This is a genomic window from Modestobacter sp. I12A-02662 (assembly GCF_041028325.1).
Classification (GTDB): Bacteria; Actinomycetota; Actinomycetes; order Mycobacteriales; family Geodermatophilaceae; genus Modestobacter.
The window spans coordinates 58226-73605 of the sequence record NZ_JABGDE010000005.1 but is presented as its reverse complement, the minus strand read 5'-3'; the positions used below and the strand labels follow the sequence as shown (position 1 = coordinate 73605).

The window sequence follows — 15380 nt, the reverse complement described above, 5'->3', positions numbered from 1 at the left end:
GACCACTTCGGCTGCGACGGTCGGTCCATGACAGAGACCACGACCACCGTGTCGACCAGCACCGACCCCCGCCCGGCGTTCGGCTCCGCGGTGGCGACGGCCGTCGCCGTCGCCACCGTCGTCCGGCCCGAGCAGCTGTCCTGCCCCACGCCCTGCCCCGAGTTCGACGTCCGCGCCCTGCTCGGCCACCAGGTGTTCGTCCTGCGCCGGGTGGCCGCCATCGGGCGCGGCGAGGACCCGTTCTCGGTGCCGGAGCTGCCCGCCGGTGTGCCCGACGACGGCTGGGGCGCCGCCGCCCGGGCGGCCGCGGCCGAGGTGCTCACCGTCTGGGCCGACGACGAACTGCTCGACCGGGAGCTGACCCTGCCGTTCGGCTCCCACCGCGGCTCGGTCGCGCTGGCGGCCTACACCTCGGAGCTGACCACGCACAGCTGGGACCTGGCGCGGGCCACCGGTCAGTCGCCGGACTGGGACGAGCGGGTGCTGGCCGTCGCGCTCCCGGCCGCGCAGCGGATCCTCCCGGCCGACGTCCGCGGCGGGCCAGTGCCCTTCGGGCCGGTGGTCCCCGTGCCCGACGACGCGCCGCTGGTCGACCGGCTGGTCGCCTGGCAGGGCCGCGACCCGCGCTGGACGCCGTGAGCGTGAGGTGGCGCCTCAGGACAGCTGGGGCGCCACCTCGGCGGCGATGAGGTCCAGGTGGTCGAGGTCGGCGAGGTCGAGCACCTGCAGGTAGGCGCGTGACGCGCCTTCGTCGGCGTAGCGGCCCAGGACGTCGACCACCTGTGCGGGGCTCCCGGCCACGTCGGAGGGGCGCCAGCCCCCCGGCGTCCGGCCGATCGCGGCGGCCCGCCGGGCGACCTCGGCGTCGTCCACACCGACACAGACGGTGACCGCCGCGCTGTACACCAGCGACGCGGGGTCGCGGCCGGCCTCGGCGCAGGCCTCCCGCACTCCGGCGATCCGCTGCCGTACGTCGTCCACCGAGCCGAACGGCACATTGAACTCGGCCGCGTACCGGGCGGCGAGCCGCGGCGTGCGGCGGGCGCCGTGCCCGCCGACCAGGACCGGGATCCCGCCCTCCTGCACGGGCTTGGGCAGCCCCGGTGACCCGGACACCCGGTAGTGCCGGCCGGCGAAGTCGAAGGTCTCCCCGGCCGGCGTGCCCCACAGGCCGCTGACCACGGCGAGCTGCTCCTCCAGCCGGTCGAACCGCTCCCCGACCTCGGGGAACGGGATGCCGTAGGCGGTGTGCTCCGCCTCGAACCAGCCCGCTCCCAGGCCGAACTCGACCCGGCCGCCGCTCATCTGGTCCACCTGCGCCACCGCGATCGCCAGCGGGCCGGGCAGCCGGAAGGTCGCCGAGCTCATCAGCGTGCCCAGCCGGATGCGGCTGGTCTCCCGGGCCAGCGCGCCCAGGGTGACCCAGGCGTCGGTCGGCCCCGGCAGCCCGTCGCCGCCCATGGCCAGGTAGTGGTCGGAGCGGAAGAACGCGTCGAAGCCGGTCTCCTCGGTGCGGCGGGCGACGGCGAGCAGGTCGTCGTAGGTGGCACCCATCTGGGGCTCGGTGAAGATCCGCAGCTGCACACCGCGCACGCTAGCCAGCGCGCCGAGGGGCGCGCTCCCCGGCGGGGCTCGGGGTGTGCTCGCCGGGTTTCCCGGGCAGGATGATCGCGACGCGATCAACTCGGAGGTGCAGGAGTGTCCCGCAAGCAGAGCTCGACCGAGGTCATCGGCGCAGAGTTGCAGGAGGGGTTCGCGCATCTCGGCGCCGCGGTCTCCGAGGCGCGGAAGGCCACCGCCGAGCAGCTCAGGCCGCAGGTCGAGGCGGCCACGAAGGCGGCCCAGGCCGCCTACGCTGCGGACCTGGCGCCCCGGGTCGAGGCGGCCGTCGCCGCGCTCACCCCCCGGGTCGAGGCAGCCGTCGCCGCACTCGAACCGCAGCTCGCGGCCGCGCACAAGGCGTACGAGAAGGACGTCGCCCCGCGGGTGGAGGCGGCCGTCGCCGCGCTCGGCCCGCAGCTGGTGGCCGCGCAGAAGGCCTACGAAACCGACGTCGTCCCCCGGCTGGAGGCGGCGACGAAGACGGCGATGGCCAACCTCGAGGCGGCCATGGCCGCTGCCGTCCCCCGGGTGGAGGCGGCCCGGGTGTCCGCCCTCCCGGTGCTGGAGGGCGTCCGGGAGAGCCTTGCCGAGGGTGTGGAGAACGCGCGCACCCAGCTGACCGGCCGCAGCAGCGAGCTCGCGGCCACGGTCGGTGCCGCGGCCGCCGCCCAGGCCGAGAAGGTGCGCCACGACGCCGAGGCCGCCCGCGACCAGGCCGCGGCCCGGGTGGCCGCCGCGCTCACCGCCGCGGAGGTCAGCCGCCGGGCGGCCGGCAGGAAGGCCGAGGAACTCGGCAGGCGGGCGGAGAAGCTGTCGAAGAAGGCGGCCAAGCGCCGGGCCGAGATGGAGAAGGCCGCGGCTCGGGCCCGCAAGGAGGCCGCCAAGCGCACCGCCGCGACCGTCGTCTCGGTCAAGCGCGGGGTGGGCATCGAGAAGAAGAAGCCGCGCCGGTGGCCGTGGGTGGTCGCCGTCCTGGCCGCGGTGGCCGCCGGGGTCGCCGTCCTCATCCGCCGCAATGCCCCCGACGACCAGTGGACGCCCGCGCCCGCCGGCGACGGGCCCGTGCCCAGCTACCGAGAGGACCCCGTGCCCAGTTCACCCAGCAGCCCGGCCGGCGGCTCTGAGACCCCTCAGGCCCAGGGCAAGACCGTCTCCACCGCCGAGACGGCCCCGTCGGACTCCTCCCCGACCGACACCGACATCGGCGCCCTGGAGGCCCAGCCGGCGTCGGGCCCCGACGAGCCGAGCAACCAGTCGACCCCGGAGCCGGCCACCAGCACCTACAACGACCCCGACACCCCGATCGCGACCGCCGGCCCGGACGGCGCGGACGGCGCGGACCAGGGCGGTCCGGCCGGCGAGCCGGGCAACACCCGGGGCTGACACCTCGCAGCCCGACACCGGTGGGGCCCGGCGCCACGGCGCCGGGCCCCACTCGTCTGCCGGGGGCCGCTCGACCTGCGGGAGTACGGTGCTGACCATGAGTTCGGCGATGGAGGAGACCTCGGCAGCACCCATCGGGACCACGTCCCCGATCGAGCCGGCCGGCCGGAAGCTGCTCCGCCTGGAGGTCCGCAACAGCCAGACGCCGATCGAGCGCAAGCCCGAGTGGATCAAGACGCGGCTGAAGACCGGGCCGGAGTACACCGAGCTCAAGTCGCTGGTGCGCCGCGAGGGCCTGCACACGGTGTGCGAGGAGGCCGGGTGCCCCAACATCTACGAGTGCTGGGAGGACCGCGAGGCGACGTTCCTCATCGGCGGTGACCAGTGCACCCGGCGGTGCGACTTCTGCCAGATCGACACCGGCAAGCCGGCCGACTTCGACGCCGACGAGCCGCGCCGGGTCGCCGAGAGCGTCGCCACCATGGGGCTGCGGTACGCCACGGTCACCGGCGTGGCCCGCGACGACCTGCCCGACGGCGGGGCGTGGCTGTACGCCGAGACGGTGCGGCAGATCCACGCCGCCGTCCCCGGCTGCGGCGTCGAGCTGCTCATCCCCGACTTCAACGCCGAGCCCGAACAGCTGGCGGAGGTCTTCTCCTCCCGGCCGGAGGTGCTGGCGCACAACGTCGAGACCGTCCCACGGATCTTCAAGCGCATCCGCCCCGGCTTCCGGTTCGAGCGCTCGCTGGCCGTGATCACCGCCGCCCGGGAGGCCGGGCTGGTCACCAAGTCCAACCTGATCCTCGGCATGGGCGAGGAGCCCGCCGAGGTCGTCGAGGCGATGCAGGCCCTGCACGAGGCCGGTTGCGACCTGCTGACCATCACCCAGTACCTGCGCCCGAGCGTCCGGCACCACCCGGTCGTCCGCTGGGTCAAGCCCGACGAGTTCGTCGGCTTCGCCGCGCAGGCCGAGGAGATCGGTTTCGCCGGGGTGCTGGCCGGGCCGCTGGTGCGCAGCTCCTACCGCGCCGGCCGGCTGTACGTGCAGGCCGCCGAGGCCCGAGGGCTCGCCGTCACCCGTTGAAGCCACCCGTCCGGGTCCGGCCTGCGCGCGCGGCGCGCAGGCCGGACGCGGCGGGGTCTTATCCTCAGGACATGGCTCGCAGCAGGTCCACCGACTCCTCCGCCCCCTCCGGCAAGGGCTCCACGGCCGCCACGCCGGGCAAGGCCCGGCGGTTCGGCCGGAAGACGTCGAAGGTCGGCAAGGACGGTCAGCCCAAGGTCTCCCGGCTGAGCAAGCTCAAGGGCCAGGCCCGGATGATCAAGCAGGCCTACACCCTCACCCGCCGCAACGACCCGAAGCTGCCGTGGATCATGCTGATCGGGTTCGTCACGGCCGCCGCGGTGGTCGAGCTCGTCGGCATCCTGCTCGGCTCGCCGTTCCTCTTCCTGCCCATCGCCATCCTGCTCGGCGTGCTGGTCGCCATGATTATCTTCGGCCGCCGGGCGCAGGGCTCCGCCTACCGCCAGGTCGAGGGCCAGCCCGGCGCGGCCGCCTGGGTGCTCGAGGGCATGCGCGGTGACTGGCGGGTGTCCTCCGGGGTCGCCGGCACGCGCGAGCTGGACGCCGTCCACCGGGTGCTCGGCCGGCCGGGCATCGTGCTGGTCGGAGAGGGCTCCCCCCACCGGGTGCGCGGGCTGATCGCGCAGGAGAAGAAGCGGATCGCCAAGGTCGTCGGCGACACCCCCATCTACGACATCGTGGTCGGCGACGACGAGGGCCAGGTGCCGCTGAAGAAGCTGGGCACGCACGTGACGAAGCTGCCCCGCAACCTCACCGCCGCCGAGGTGAACGCGCTGAGCCGGCGGATGAGCGCCCTGGGCGGGGCGCGCATGCCGGTGCCCGGTGGCCCGCTCCCCGGCGGCCGGCAGATGTCGGTCAGCCAGCGGCAGGTCCGCCGCCGCTGAGCGACAGCCCGGAGACGACGAACGCCCCCGGCCGGACGGTCGGGGGCGTTCGTCGTCTCCGGGCTAATCGCGGACGACGGCGGTGTCGGTGAGCCGGTCGTGCAGCCCCCGGCCGTCGGAGTCGACGACCAGCGCCGGGACGAGGAGGATCAGCAGCGCGGTCCGGACGACGGCGCGCCAGGGGGCCAGGCGGTGCCCCTCGGCCGGGTGGGCGAGCCGCAGCCCGAGCAGCCGCATCCCCGGGGTCTGGCCGGTGGCAAGCAGGAAGAACACGGTCATCAACCCGAAGGTCAGCAGGCTCCAGTTGCCCGGCGGCTCGGGGGCGGTGAACAGCGCCGTGACCAGGGCTGAGCTGATCGCGTCGATGGCGAACTGGCCGCTGCGCCGTCCGAAGGTCGCCAGTGCGCCCGGTCCGTCGGCGGGCAGCCCCAGTGCCGCGCCCCGGGCGCGCTCCTGAGAGGCTGGGGCGCCGTCCTCGGTCGTGTCGCCAGACATGACCCCAGCGTAGGACCGACCCCGCGTCGTCCCGGGGGCCGTGCCTCGGGGCGGGCGCCGCGACACGCCCGCGGGCGTTGTCACCGGCCGGAAACACAAGTGTCATGCCAGCGGAACTCCTCGCTCGTAGCGTTCGGCCTGGCTGTCCGCCCACTCCCGGAGGATCGATGTTCAACAGTCCCGACGAGGTCACCGCGTACATCCGCGACAACGACGTGAGGTTCGTCGACGTCCGGTTCTGCGACCTGCCCGGCGTCATGCAGCACTTCACCATCCCGGCGGAGACCTTCGGTCCGGACACCTTCTCCGAGGGCCTCGGCTTCGACGGGTCGTCCATCCGCGGTTTCCAGGCGATCAACGAGTCGGACATGCTGCTGCTGCCCGACGCGAGCAGCGCCTACCTCGACCCGTTCCGCATCCACAAGACGCTGAACATCAACTTCTTCATCCACGACCCGATCACGCGCGAGGCCTACAGCCGTGACCCGCGCAACGTGGCGAAGAAGGCCGAGGCCTACCTCGCGAGCTCCGGCATAGCCGACACCGCGTACTTCGGACCGGAGGCCGAGTTCTACGTCTTCGACTCGGTGCGGCACAGCACCGGGATCAACGAGGGCTACTACCACATCGACGCGGTCGAGGGCTCCTGGAACTCCGGGTCGCTGACCGGCGAGAACGGTGGCCCGAACCTCGGCTACAAGACCCGGCCCAAGGGCGGGTACTTCCCGGTCGAGCCCTACGACCACCAGAGCGACCTGCGCTCGACGATGATGGTGAACCTGGCCAACGCCGGGCTGGAGCTCGAGCGTGGCCACCACGAGGTGGGCACCGGCGGCCAGGCGGAGATCAACTACAAGTTCGACACCCTGCTGCGCTCGGCCGACAGCCTGATGCTGTTCAAGTACGTCATCAAGAACACCGCCTGGGCCCACGGCAAGACGGCGACCTTCATGCCCAAGCCGCTCTACGGTGACAACGGCTCGGGCATGCACTGCCACCAGAGCCTCTGGAAGGACGGCGAGCCGCTCTTCCACGCCGAGACCGGATACGCGGGGCTGTCCGACACCGCCCGCCACTACATCGGCGGCCTGCTGACGCACGCCCCCTCGCTGCTGGCCTTCACCAACCCGACGGTGAACAGCTACCACCGCCTGGTGCCCGGCTACGAGGCGCCGATCAACCTGGTCTACTCGGCCCGCAACCGCTCGGCCTGCTGCCGCATCCCGATCTCCGGCGACAGCCCGAAGGCCAAGCGCATCGAGTTCCGCGTGCCCGACCCGTCGGCCAACCCCTACCTCGCCTTCTCGGCGATGATGATGGCCGGCCTCGACGGCATCAAGAACAAGATCGAGCCGCCGGCCCCGGTCGACAAGGACCTCTACGAGCTGCCGCCCGAGGAGGCCCTGGGCATCGAGAAGGTGCCCGCGTCGCTGGACGCCGTCCTCGACCGGCTCGAGGTCGACCACGACTACCTGCTCGACGGTGGCGTGTTCACCGCCGACCTGATCGAGACGTGGATCGAGTACAAGCGGGAGAACGAGATCGACCCGATCCGTCTCCGCCCGCACCCGCACGAGTTCGCGATGTACTACGACATCTGATCCACTCCGCAGTGCAGCGCAGCCCCCGCCAGGAAGTCCGCTGGCGGGGGCTGCGCTGCACGGTGGGCCGGGCAGCGTCGTCCGAGAGGGAGCAGGAGCACCCATGACCAGCACGGAACCGGCCGACGGGCTCGTCCCCCGGGTCGGCGTCCTCGGCGGCGGGCGCATGGGCGCCGGCATCGCGCACGCGTTCCTCGTCCGCGGGGCGACCGTCGTGGTCGTCGAACGCGACCAGGAGGCCGCCGACGCCGCCCGCGCGCGCGTCGCGACCTCGGTCGAGGCCTCCGTCGAGCGCGGGGCGGTCACCCGGAGCGCGCAGGACCTCCTCGCCGGCCTCACCACCGCGGTCGACCACGGCGCCTTCGCCGGCTGCGACCTCGTGGTCGAGGCCGTGCCCGAGGACGCCGCGCTCAAGGCGACGGCGCTGGCCCGGGTGGAGGCGCAGCTGAGCCCGGGCGCCTACCTCGCGACCAACACCTCCGCCCTGTCGGTCAGCGAGCTGGCCACCTCGCTCGCCCGGCCGGAGCGGTTCCTGGGCCTGCACTTCTTCAACCCGGTGCCGGCCTCCAAGCTCATCGAGGTCGTCCTCGGCGACAGGACCTCCGACGGGACCGTCGCGGCCGCCCGCCGGTGGGTGCAGGCGCTGGGGAAGACCGCCGTCGTCGTGCGGGACTCCCCCGGCTTCGCCTCCTCCCGGCTCGGGGTCGCCATCGCGCTGGAGGCCATGCGCATGGTCGAGGAGGGCGTCGCCGCCCCCGAGGACATCGACAACGCCATGGTGCTGGGCTACCAGCACCCGGTCGGGCCGCTGCGGACGACCGACCTGGTGGGTCTGGACGTGCGCCTGGGCATCGCCGAGCACCTGCACGCGACGCTCGGCGAGCGCTTCGCCCCGCCACAGGTCCTGCGCGACAAGGTGGCGGCCGGCGAGCTCGGCCGGAAGGCGGGCCGGGGCTTCTACGACTGGCCGTGACGGCCGGCCACCCCGGTCCCGGCTCAGCAGCAGCGGCTGACCGGGCGGCTCTCCAGCGCGTCGGCCCGGCGCCGCTCGAAGTCCCGCCGGCTGACCGGCGGGTGCCCGTGCGCGGCGCACTCGCGCAGGTACTCGTCCCAGCGCGTCTCACCGCTCCAAGCCCGGAGGTACCAGCGCACCCCGCGGCCGGCGCGCAGGACCGCCGCGCGGACGTCCCCGCCGGTCACCCCCGGCCGCCCTCGGTGGTCCCGGCGCCCACGAGCCGCTCGTGCTCGGCGATCGCCCGCTTCTCCTCCGCCGTGGCGAACAGGCCCGCGGGCTCGACGAGCTTCGAGGGCACGGCCGGCTCCTCGGTGGTCGGCAGCGAGCCGCCGGCCCGGATGGCCTTCGCGATGACGACCACGGCGTTGACCACCACGACGACGACCAGCAGGGCGAAGAAGGACTGCAGGATGCCGTTCAGCGTGGAGTTGAAGATGACCTGGTCCATCTGCCCCGGGTCCTGCGCCGGCGCCAGCACCTCCCCGGCGTCCCGTGCGTCGCGGTACCGCTGGGCCTGCGCGAAGTAGCCGATCGCGGGGATGTCGGAGAACACCTTCTGCCAGCTCGCCGTCATGGTGACGACGAGGTCCCAGACCAGCGGGACGGCGGCCACCCAGGCCCAGCGCAGCTTCCCGTGCTTGATCAGCAGCACGGTGACCAGGGTGAGCGCGATGGCGGCGAGCAGCTGGTTGGCGATGCCGAACAGCGGGAACAGCTGGTTGACGCCACCGAGCGGGTCGGTCACCCCGATGTAGAGGACCGAGCCCCACAGGAGGACGACGACGGCGCTGGCGATGATGTTGCCCGGCCGCCACGACAGGTCGCCGAACTTCTTCCAGACGTTGCCGATCGTGTCCTGCAGCATGAACCGGCCCACCCGGGTGCCGGCGTCGACGGCGGTGAGGATGAACAGCGCCTCGAACATGATCGCGAAGTGGTACCAGAACGCCTGGAGACCGCCACCGAACGCGTCGCTGAAGATCTCGGAGATGCCGACCGCCAGCGTGGGGGCGCCACCGGTGCGGGAGACCAGGCTCGGCTCCTGGACCGCCGCGGACGCGGCGGCGAGGTCCTGCGCGGTGGTGTCGAAGCCGAAGCCCTGGACGAAGGTGGCGGCCGACTCGACCGTGCCGCCGGTGGCCCCGGCGGGGCTGTTCATCGCGAAGTAGAGGCCCTGGTCGATGACGCAGGCCGCGATCAGCGCGCTGATGGCGACGAAGGACTCCATGAGCATGCCGCCGTAGCCGATGAGCCGGACCTGGCTCTCCTTGGCCACCATCTTCGGCGTCGTGCCCGAGGAGATCAGCGCGTGGAAGCCGGACAGCGCACCGCAGGCGATGGTGATGAACACGAACGGGAACAGCGAGCCGGCGAAGACCGGGCCGGTGCCCTCGCGGGCGAAGTCGGTGATCGCCTCGGCCTGCAGCACCGGCCGGGCGATGAGCAGGCTCAGCGCCAGCAGCACGATGACGCCGATCTTCATGAACGTCGACAGGTAGTCCCGCGGCGTGAGGAGCAGCCAGACCGGCAGCACCGAGGCGACGAACCCGTAGACGACCAGCGCCAGGACCAGCCACTCCTTGGACAGGGTGAGCGCGTCGCCGAGCCCGGTGTCCTGGATCCAGCCGCCGCCGACGATGGCCAGCAGCAGCAGGACGACGCCGATGCCGGTGGCCTCGAGCACCCTGCCCGGTCGGAGCCGGCGCAGGTAGATGCCCATGAAGAGCGCGATCGGGATGGTCAGCGCGATGGAGAAGACGCCCCAGGGGGACTCCGCCAGCGCGTTGACCACGATGAGGGCGAGCACCGCCAGGATGATGATCATGATGGCGAAGACGGCGATGAGCGCCGCGATGCCGCCGACGATGCCGATCTCCTCGCGGACCATCTGGCCGAGGCTCTTCCCGTTGCGGCGCATCGAGAAGAACATGACCGTCAGGTCCTGGACGGCCCCGGCGAAGATGACGCCGACGACGATCCAGATGGTGCCCGGCAGGTAGCCCATCTGCGCCGCGAGCACCGGCCCGACCAGCGGCCCGGCGCCGGCGATGGCGGCGAAGTGGTGCCCGAAGAGCACCCGCCGGTCGGTGACGTCGAAGTCGATGCCGTTGTGCAGCCGCTCCGCCGGGGTGGCGCGCCGGTCGTCGGCCCGGAGCACCGTGTAGGTGATGTAGCGGGCGTAGAACCGGTACCCGATCGCGTAGGAGCACAGCGCCGCGAAGAGGATCCACAGCGCCGACACCGTCTCGCCGCGCGACAGGGCGAGCACCGTCCACGAGACCGCACCGGCCGCGGCGACCGCCACCCAGACGATCACCGAGCGCACCGACATCCCGCGCAGCGAGCCAGGGGGGCGGGCGGGCCCGCCGGTGTCGTCCTGGGTCACGGTCGTGGACATGATCGCCTCCGAGCACCGCGGCGCCCTCGTCGACGCCGTCGGAGGGAGCATAGGGAGCAGAACGAGCCTTGGCCGATCAGCCCGTGTCAGCGAGATGGAGTAGAAACCGCCGCATGCTCCGCGTCGCCGTCCTCGACGACTTCCAGTCGGTCGCCGCCCGCTTCGCCGACTGGTCGCTGGTGCCGGCGCCCCTCGACGTCACCACGTTCTCCGACCACCTCGACGACGAGGACGCCCTGGCGGAGCGGCTCGCGCCGTTCGAGGTCGTCGTGGCCATGCGGGAGCGGACGCCGTTCCCGCGCAGCCTCCTCGAGCGGCTCCCGCAGCTCCGGCTGCTGGTCACGACGGGCCCGCGCAACGCCGCCATCGACGTCGCCGCCGCGGCCGGCCGGGGCGTCACCGTCTGCGGGACGGCGTCGCACCCGACCGGTCCGGTCGAGCTCACCTGGGCACTGATCCTGGCCGTCGCCCGCCACCTGCCGCAGGAGGACGCCTCGGTCCGCGCCGGCGGATGGCAGGAGACCGTGGGCACGGACCTGGCCGGGAGCACCCTCGGCGTCGTCGGCCTCGGCCGGCTGGGCGAGCGGGTGGCGATGATCGGCGGGGCGTTCGGCATGGACGTCGTCGCCTGGAGCCAGAACCTCACCGCGGAGCGGGCCGCCGAGGTCGGCGTCCGCCGGGTCGGGCGGGACGAGCTGTTCGCCACGGCCGACGTGGTGACCGTCCACCTGGTGCTCTCCGATCGCACCCGGGGGCTCGTCGGCCGCGACGCGCTGGCCCGGATGAAGCCCTCGGCGATCCTGGTCAACACCTCGCGCGGCCCGATCGTCGACGAGATCGCCCTGCTCGAGGCGCTGGCCGCCGGCACGATCGCCGGTGCCGGGCTCGACGTCTTCGACCGGGAGCCGCTGCCCCGGGACCACCCGCTCCGCAGCGCCCCGCGGACCGTGCTCACCCCGCACCTGGGCTACGTCACCGAGCGCACCTACGAGGTCTTCTTCCGCGAGGCCGTCGAGGACGTCGCCGCCCACCTCGCCGGCACGCCGATCCGGGTCCTGACCTGACCGGGCGGCCTCAGACCTCGGCCGGCGCGGCGGGCAGGACGACGATGCCGTCACCGTCGGCGCACAGCCAGGCGCCCTCGCGGAACTCGACGCCCGCGAAGACGACCGGCCGGCCCGCCTGCCCCGAGTGCAACCCGCGCTCGCTCCGGCGGGGGAACGAGCCGAGCGCGCGGATCCCGACCGGCTGCTCGGCCAGCTCGTCGACGTCCCGGACGTAGCCGTAGACCACCAGCCCGGCCCAGCCGTTGGTCGCCGCGGCGACCGCGAGGTTCCCGCCGACCAGCCCGCAGCGCGGCGATCCGCCGCCGTCGACCACGAGCACCCGGCCGTCGCCGGGGCCCTCGACCGCCTGCTTGACCAGGGTGTTGTCCTCGAACACCTTCAGCGTGGTGATCGGGCCGCTGAAGGCGGGGGTGCCCCCGAACACCCGGAACACCGGGTCGCAGACCTGGATCTCGGGGTGGGCGTCGCAGAGGTCGGTGGTGGCAGGAGTCGGCACGGGGAGCTCGCTCTCAGGAGGAGGATCGGGTCGTCGGCGACGACGATGCCCGGGACGGCCCGCCTGATCCAGCCGAGCCGATGCGTTCGACGACCTCGTCGGTGAACTCGTCGGTGGAGGCCGTGCCACCGAGGTCGCGGGTGCTCACCCCGCCCTGCACGGCCGCCCGGACGCCGTCCTCGACCCGTACGGCGGCGTCTGCCACCCGCTCGTCCCCGAACCGGGTGCCCAGCCAGTCCAGCAGCATCCCCGAGGACAGGACCATCGCGATCGGGTTGGCCAGGCCCCGGCCGGCGATGTCCGGGGCCGAGCCGTGGGCGGCCTGCGCCATGCACCGGTCGTCCGAGGCGTTGATCGACGGCGCGATCCCCAGCGAGCCGGCCAGCTCACCGGCCATGTCCGACAGGATGTCCCCGAACATGTTCTCGGCGACGACGACGTCGAACGCCGTGGCCCGGCGCAGCAGGTGCACCGTCATCGCGTCGATGTGGAAGTCGTCCACGGCGATGTCCGGGTAGCTGTCCGCGACCTCGAGGCAGACCCGCTTGAACAGCCCGGAGCTCAGCTGCAGGACGTTCGCCTTGTGGACGATGGTGAGCTTCTTCCGCCGGCGTCCGGCCAGCTCGAACGCCGCGCGGGCGATCCGCTCGATCGCCGGCCGGGTGAAGACGCCCAGGGCGATCGCCACGTCGGCGGACGGCATGAACTCCCCCGTCCCGGCGAAGGTGTTGCGATCGGCGTAGAAGCCCTCGGTGTTCTCCCGGACGACGACCAGGTCGGTGTCCGGCGCGATCGCCTCCCCGCCCCCGAGGCCGCGGGCCGGCCGGATGTTGGCGTACAGGTCGAAGTGCTTGCGGATGGCACCGCTGGGGTTGAGCCGGGACCGGTACGGCTCGGGGTACGCGGCGCTGTCGTGCGGGCCGAGCAGCCAGCCGTCCAGGTCGGCGAGTGCCTGCATCGTGGTGGCCGGGATGGCGCTGCCGTGCTCCTCGATGGCCGAGGCCCCCAGCGGGAGCTCCTGCCACTCGACCGGAGCGGCCGCAGCCGCCGCGAGGGCGGCGTCGACCACCCGCACCGATGCGGGGACGATCTCGGGTCCGATGCCGTCGCCCAGCAGGACGCCGAGGCGGTACGAGCGGGTCATGATGTCTTTCCTCCGGGGGTCGGGACTACTCGGAAGCCGGCGCCGTGACGGCGGGTGAGTCCAGGACCCACCAGGTCCGGACGTTGACGAACTCGCGGATGCCGGCCGCGGCCAGCTCCCGCCCGTAGCCGCTGGCCCGGGTGCCGCCGAAGGGCATCCGGACGTCGGAGGCGACGACGGCGTTGACGAAGACCGCACCTGACCGGATCCGCCGGGCCACCGCGATCCCCCGCTCCGGGTCCGCGCTCCACACGCTGGCGCCCAGGCCGAAGCGGGTGTCGTTGGCGACCCGGACGGCCTCGTCGTCGCCGTCGACGACGATCACCGTGGCGACGGGACCGAAGATCTCCTCGTCGTGGGCGGGCTGCCCGGGCGCGACGTCGGTGAGGACCGTCGGCGCGTAGAAGTTCCCCGGCCCCTCCAGGCGCCGGCCACCGGCCAGCAGCCGGGCGCCGGCGGCGACGGATGCCTCCACCTGCCGGTGCACGCCCTCGAGCAGGTCCGCCCGGGCCATCGGGCCGACGTCGGTGGCTGCGGACTCGGGGTCCCCCACGGTCAGCGCCCCGGCCTCGGCGACCAGCAGCCGGGTGAACTCCTCGGCGACCGAGGCGTCGACCACGAACCGCTTGGGCGAGATGCAGCTCTGCCCCGCGTTGAGGAACCGGCCCCGGGCGGCCATGGCCGCCACCCGCGGCAGGTCGGCGTCGGCGAGGACGACGAACGGGTCGGAGCCGCCCAGTTCGAGCACCGACTTCTTGATGGCGTCGCCCGCGGCGGAGCCGACGGCCCGGCCGGCCCGCTCGCTCCCGGTGATGGTCACCGCGCCGACGCGCGGGTCCCCGATGAGCCGTCGGGTGACCGCCGGGACGTCCGGTTCGGCCACGACCAGGGCGGTGAAGAGTCCCTCCGGAGCACCGGCGTCGAGCAGCACCCGCTGCACCGCCAGGGCGCACCCGGTGGTGTTCGGCGAGTGCTTGAGCAGGGCCGCGTTCCCGGCCATCAGCGCCGGGGCGGCGAGCCGGAGCACCTGCCAGAGCGGGAAGTTCCACGGCATGACGGCGAGCACCACCCCGACCGGCTCGTAGCCGATCCAGCTGCGGTCCGCCGACGTGGCCACCGGCTCGTCGGCCAGGAACCGGGCGGCGTGCTCGGCGTAGTAGTCGCACGCGGTGGCGCACTTCGCCACCTCGGCGCGGGACTCGGCCAGCGGCTTGCCCATCTCCCGGGTGACCAGCAGGGCCAGCTGCTCCGCGCCGGCCCGCAGCACCTCGGCCGCACGCCGCAGGACGGCGGACCGCTCGTCGAACGGCAGCGCCGCCCAGCCGGTCTGCGCGACGGCCGCGCGGTCGAGCGCCGCGTCGACGTCGGCGCCGGAGAGGGTCCGGTACTCGGCCAGCCGCTGACCCGTGGCGGGGTTCACGGTGACGACGGCGCTCATGCCGGCGTCGCCCCGCGGTCGCTGTCGGACAGGTGCTCGAACGTCTCGCCGGTGGCGGTGATGGTGCGGGTGACGTCGCGGCCGCCGTAGACCCAGTAGATGGTCATCGAACCCTCGCCGCGGTTGCGGAAGCAGTGCGGGACGCCGGCCGGCACCCAGGTCGCCTGCCCGGCGACCAGGTCGAACTCGTCGTCGCCGACGACGGCGGTGGCCTCGCCCTCGTACACCAGGACCGACTCCTCCACGTTGTGCGAGTGCAGCGGGATGCCGGTGCCGGGCGAGAACACGGTCATCCCGGTGGTGACCCGGTTGTCCTCGCAGTTCCACTTCCCGACGAACGGGATGGTGACGACGCCGTTCCCGCGGTCGAAGCGCTCGATCGCCTCCGGACGGAGGACCAACGAGGGAGCGGCGGGCTGGGCGGGGCGCTGGGTGCTCATGCGGACTCCTCGGACGTGTGGGTGTGGAGCAGCTCGCCGGGGGTGTTCACCTGGCCGCCGGGGACCAGCACCTGCTCGGCGATCTGCCGCCACCGGGCGAAGTGCGGGGACGTCTTGTGCGCGGTGAACGCGTCCGCGTCGGTGTAGAGCTCGTACAGGACGAAGCGGTTCTCATCGCCCGCCACCGAGCACACGTCGAACCGGAGGCAGCCGGGTTCGTCCCGGACCGACGCCTCGGCGTTCGCGGCCATGCCGGTGAGGAACTGCTCGCGGAGCCCCGGCCGCACCTCCATCTGGACCACCAGGCTGAACATCGCCGTCTCCTCCATTGGC

General features: G+C 73.3%; 16 protein-coding genes. 7 read left to right on the top strand and 9 right to left on the bottom strand.

Annotated features, from left to right (window positions below):
- Nucleotides 1-27: 27 nt before the first annotated feature.
- Nucleotides 28-639 (top strand): TIGR03086 family metal-binding protein, encoded by a 612-nt coding sequence (locus tag HL189_RS07895; RefSeq protein ID WP_369133144.1) that lies wholly within the window; start codon nt 28-30, stop codon nt 637-639.
- A gap of 15 nt (nt 640-654) precedes the next feature.
- On the opposite strand, the gene HL189_RS07890 is transcribed toward HL189_RS07895, so the two are convergent.
- Nucleotides 655-1584, bottom strand: a complete 930-nt coding sequence (locus HL189_RS07890) for an LLM class F420-dependent oxidoreductase (protein ID WP_369133143.1) — start codon at nt 1582-1584, stop codon at nt 655-657.
- Nucleotides 1585-1698: 114 nt separating this feature from the next.
- On the opposite strand from HL189_RS07890, the gene HL189_RS07885 reads away from it, so the two are divergent.
- The 3 genes from HL189_RS07885 (at nt 1699) to HL189_RS07875 (ending at nt 4953) form a co-directional block, all read left to right on the top strand.
- Nucleotides 1699-2985 carry a hypothetical protein gene (locus HL189_RS07885; protein ID WP_369133142.1) on the top strand — a complete coding sequence of 429 codons (1287 nt, stop codon included), beginning with the start codon at nt 1699-1701 and terminating at the stop codon, nt 2983-2985.
- A gap of 97 nt (nt 2986-3082) precedes the next feature.
- On the top strand, nt 3083-4069 hold the full coding sequence (gene lipA / locus HL189_RS07880; RefSeq protein WP_369133141.1) for a lipoyl synthase: 987 nt from the start codon (nt 3083-3085) through the stop codon (nt 4067-4069).
- A 71-nt stretch (nt 4070-4140) separates the two neighbouring features.
- Nucleotides 4141-4953 carry a DUF4191 domain-containing protein gene (locus HL189_RS07875; protein ID WP_369133140.1) on the top strand — a complete coding sequence of 271 codons (813 nt, stop codon included), beginning with the start codon at nt 4141-4143 and terminating at the stop codon, nt 4951-4953.
- Nucleotides 4954-5016: 63 nt separating this feature from the next.
- Here the strand turns inward: HL189_RS07875 and HL189_RS07870 are convergent, their stop codons facing one another.
- Nucleotides 5017-5448, bottom strand: a complete 432-nt coding sequence (locus HL189_RS07870) for an RDD family protein (protein WP_369133139.1) — start codon at nt 5446-5448, stop codon at nt 5017-5019.
- A gap of 167 nt (nt 5449-5615) precedes the next feature.
- Here HL189_RS07870 and glnA point away from each other — a divergent pair, with 167 nt between their 5' ends.
- Both glnA and HL189_RS07860 read left to right on the top strand, forming a co-directional pair.
- Complete coding sequence (gene glnA, locus HL189_RS07865) at nt 5616-7049, top strand: type I glutamate--ammonia ligase (RefSeq protein WP_369133138.1); 1434 nt, start codon at nt 5616-5618, stop codon at nt 7047-7049.
- A gap of 103 nt (nt 7050-7152) precedes the next feature.
- Entirely contained in the window at nt 7153-8022 is an 870-nt protein-coding gene (locus tag HL189_RS07860) for a 3-hydroxyacyl-CoA dehydrogenase family protein (RefSeq protein WP_369133137.1), read from the top strand.
- Between the two features lie 23 nt (nt 8023-8045).
- Here HL189_RS07860 and HL189_RS07855 read toward each other — a convergent pair whose 3' ends face one another.
- Together HL189_RS07855 and HL189_RS07850 are read right to left on the bottom strand one after the other, a co-directional pair.
- Nucleotides 8046-8249, bottom strand: coding sequence for a YbdD/YjiX family protein (locus HL189_RS07855; RefSeq protein WP_369133136.1), 204 nt, complete (start codon nt 8247-8249; stop codon nt 8046-8048).
- Nucleotides 8246-10462, bottom strand: coding sequence for a carbon starvation CstA family protein (locus tag HL189_RS07850; RefSeq protein ID WP_369133135.1), 2217 nt, complete (start codon nt 10460-10462; stop codon nt 8246-8248). Before HL189_RS07850 ends, HL189_RS07855 begins: the two co-directional genes overlap by 4 nt.
- Before the next feature lie 113 nt (nt 10463-10575).
- Between HL189_RS07850 and HL189_RS07845 the strand changes: the two genes are divergently transcribed.
- On the top strand, nt 10576-11526 hold the full coding sequence (locus HL189_RS07845; protein ID WP_369133134.1) for a D-2-hydroxyacid dehydrogenase family protein: 951 nt from the start codon (nt 10576-10578) through the stop codon (nt 11524-11526).
- A gap of 10 nt (nt 11527-11536) precedes the next feature.
- Here HL189_RS07845 and rraA read toward each other — a convergent pair whose 3' ends face one another.
- From rraA to HL189_RS07820, 5 genes are read right to left on the bottom strand one after another with little or no spacing between them, the layout of a single operon-like run.
- Nucleotides 11537-12025, bottom strand: a complete 489-nt coding sequence (gene rraA, locus HL189_RS07840) for a ribonuclease E activity regulator RraA (protein WP_369133133.1) — start codon at nt 12023-12025, stop codon at nt 11537-11539.
- Between the two features lie 13 nt (nt 12026-12038).
- Nucleotides 12039-13169 (bottom strand): isocitrate/isopropylmalate dehydrogenase family protein, encoded by a 1131-nt coding sequence (locus HL189_RS07835; RefSeq protein WP_369133132.1) that lies wholly within the window; start codon nt 13167-13169, stop codon nt 12039-12041.
- Between the two features lie 25 nt (nt 13170-13194).
- Entirely contained in the window at nt 13195-14607 is a 1413-nt protein-coding gene (locus HL189_RS07830; RefSeq protein ID WP_369133131.1) for an NAD-dependent succinate-semialdehyde dehydrogenase, read from the bottom strand.
- Entirely contained in the window at nt 14604-15047 is a 444-nt protein-coding gene (locus HL189_RS07825; protein ID WP_369133130.1) for a cupin domain-containing protein, read from the bottom strand. The genes HL189_RS07830 and HL189_RS07825 overlap by 4 nt, the downstream gene beginning before the upstream one ends.
- Complete coding sequence (locus HL189_RS07820) at nt 15044-15361, bottom strand: putative quinol monooxygenase (RefSeq protein WP_369133129.1); 318 nt, start codon at nt 15359-15361, stop codon at nt 15044-15046. Before HL189_RS07820 ends, HL189_RS07825 begins: the two co-directional genes overlap by 4 nt.
- Nucleotides 15362-15380 lie beyond the last annotated feature (19 nt).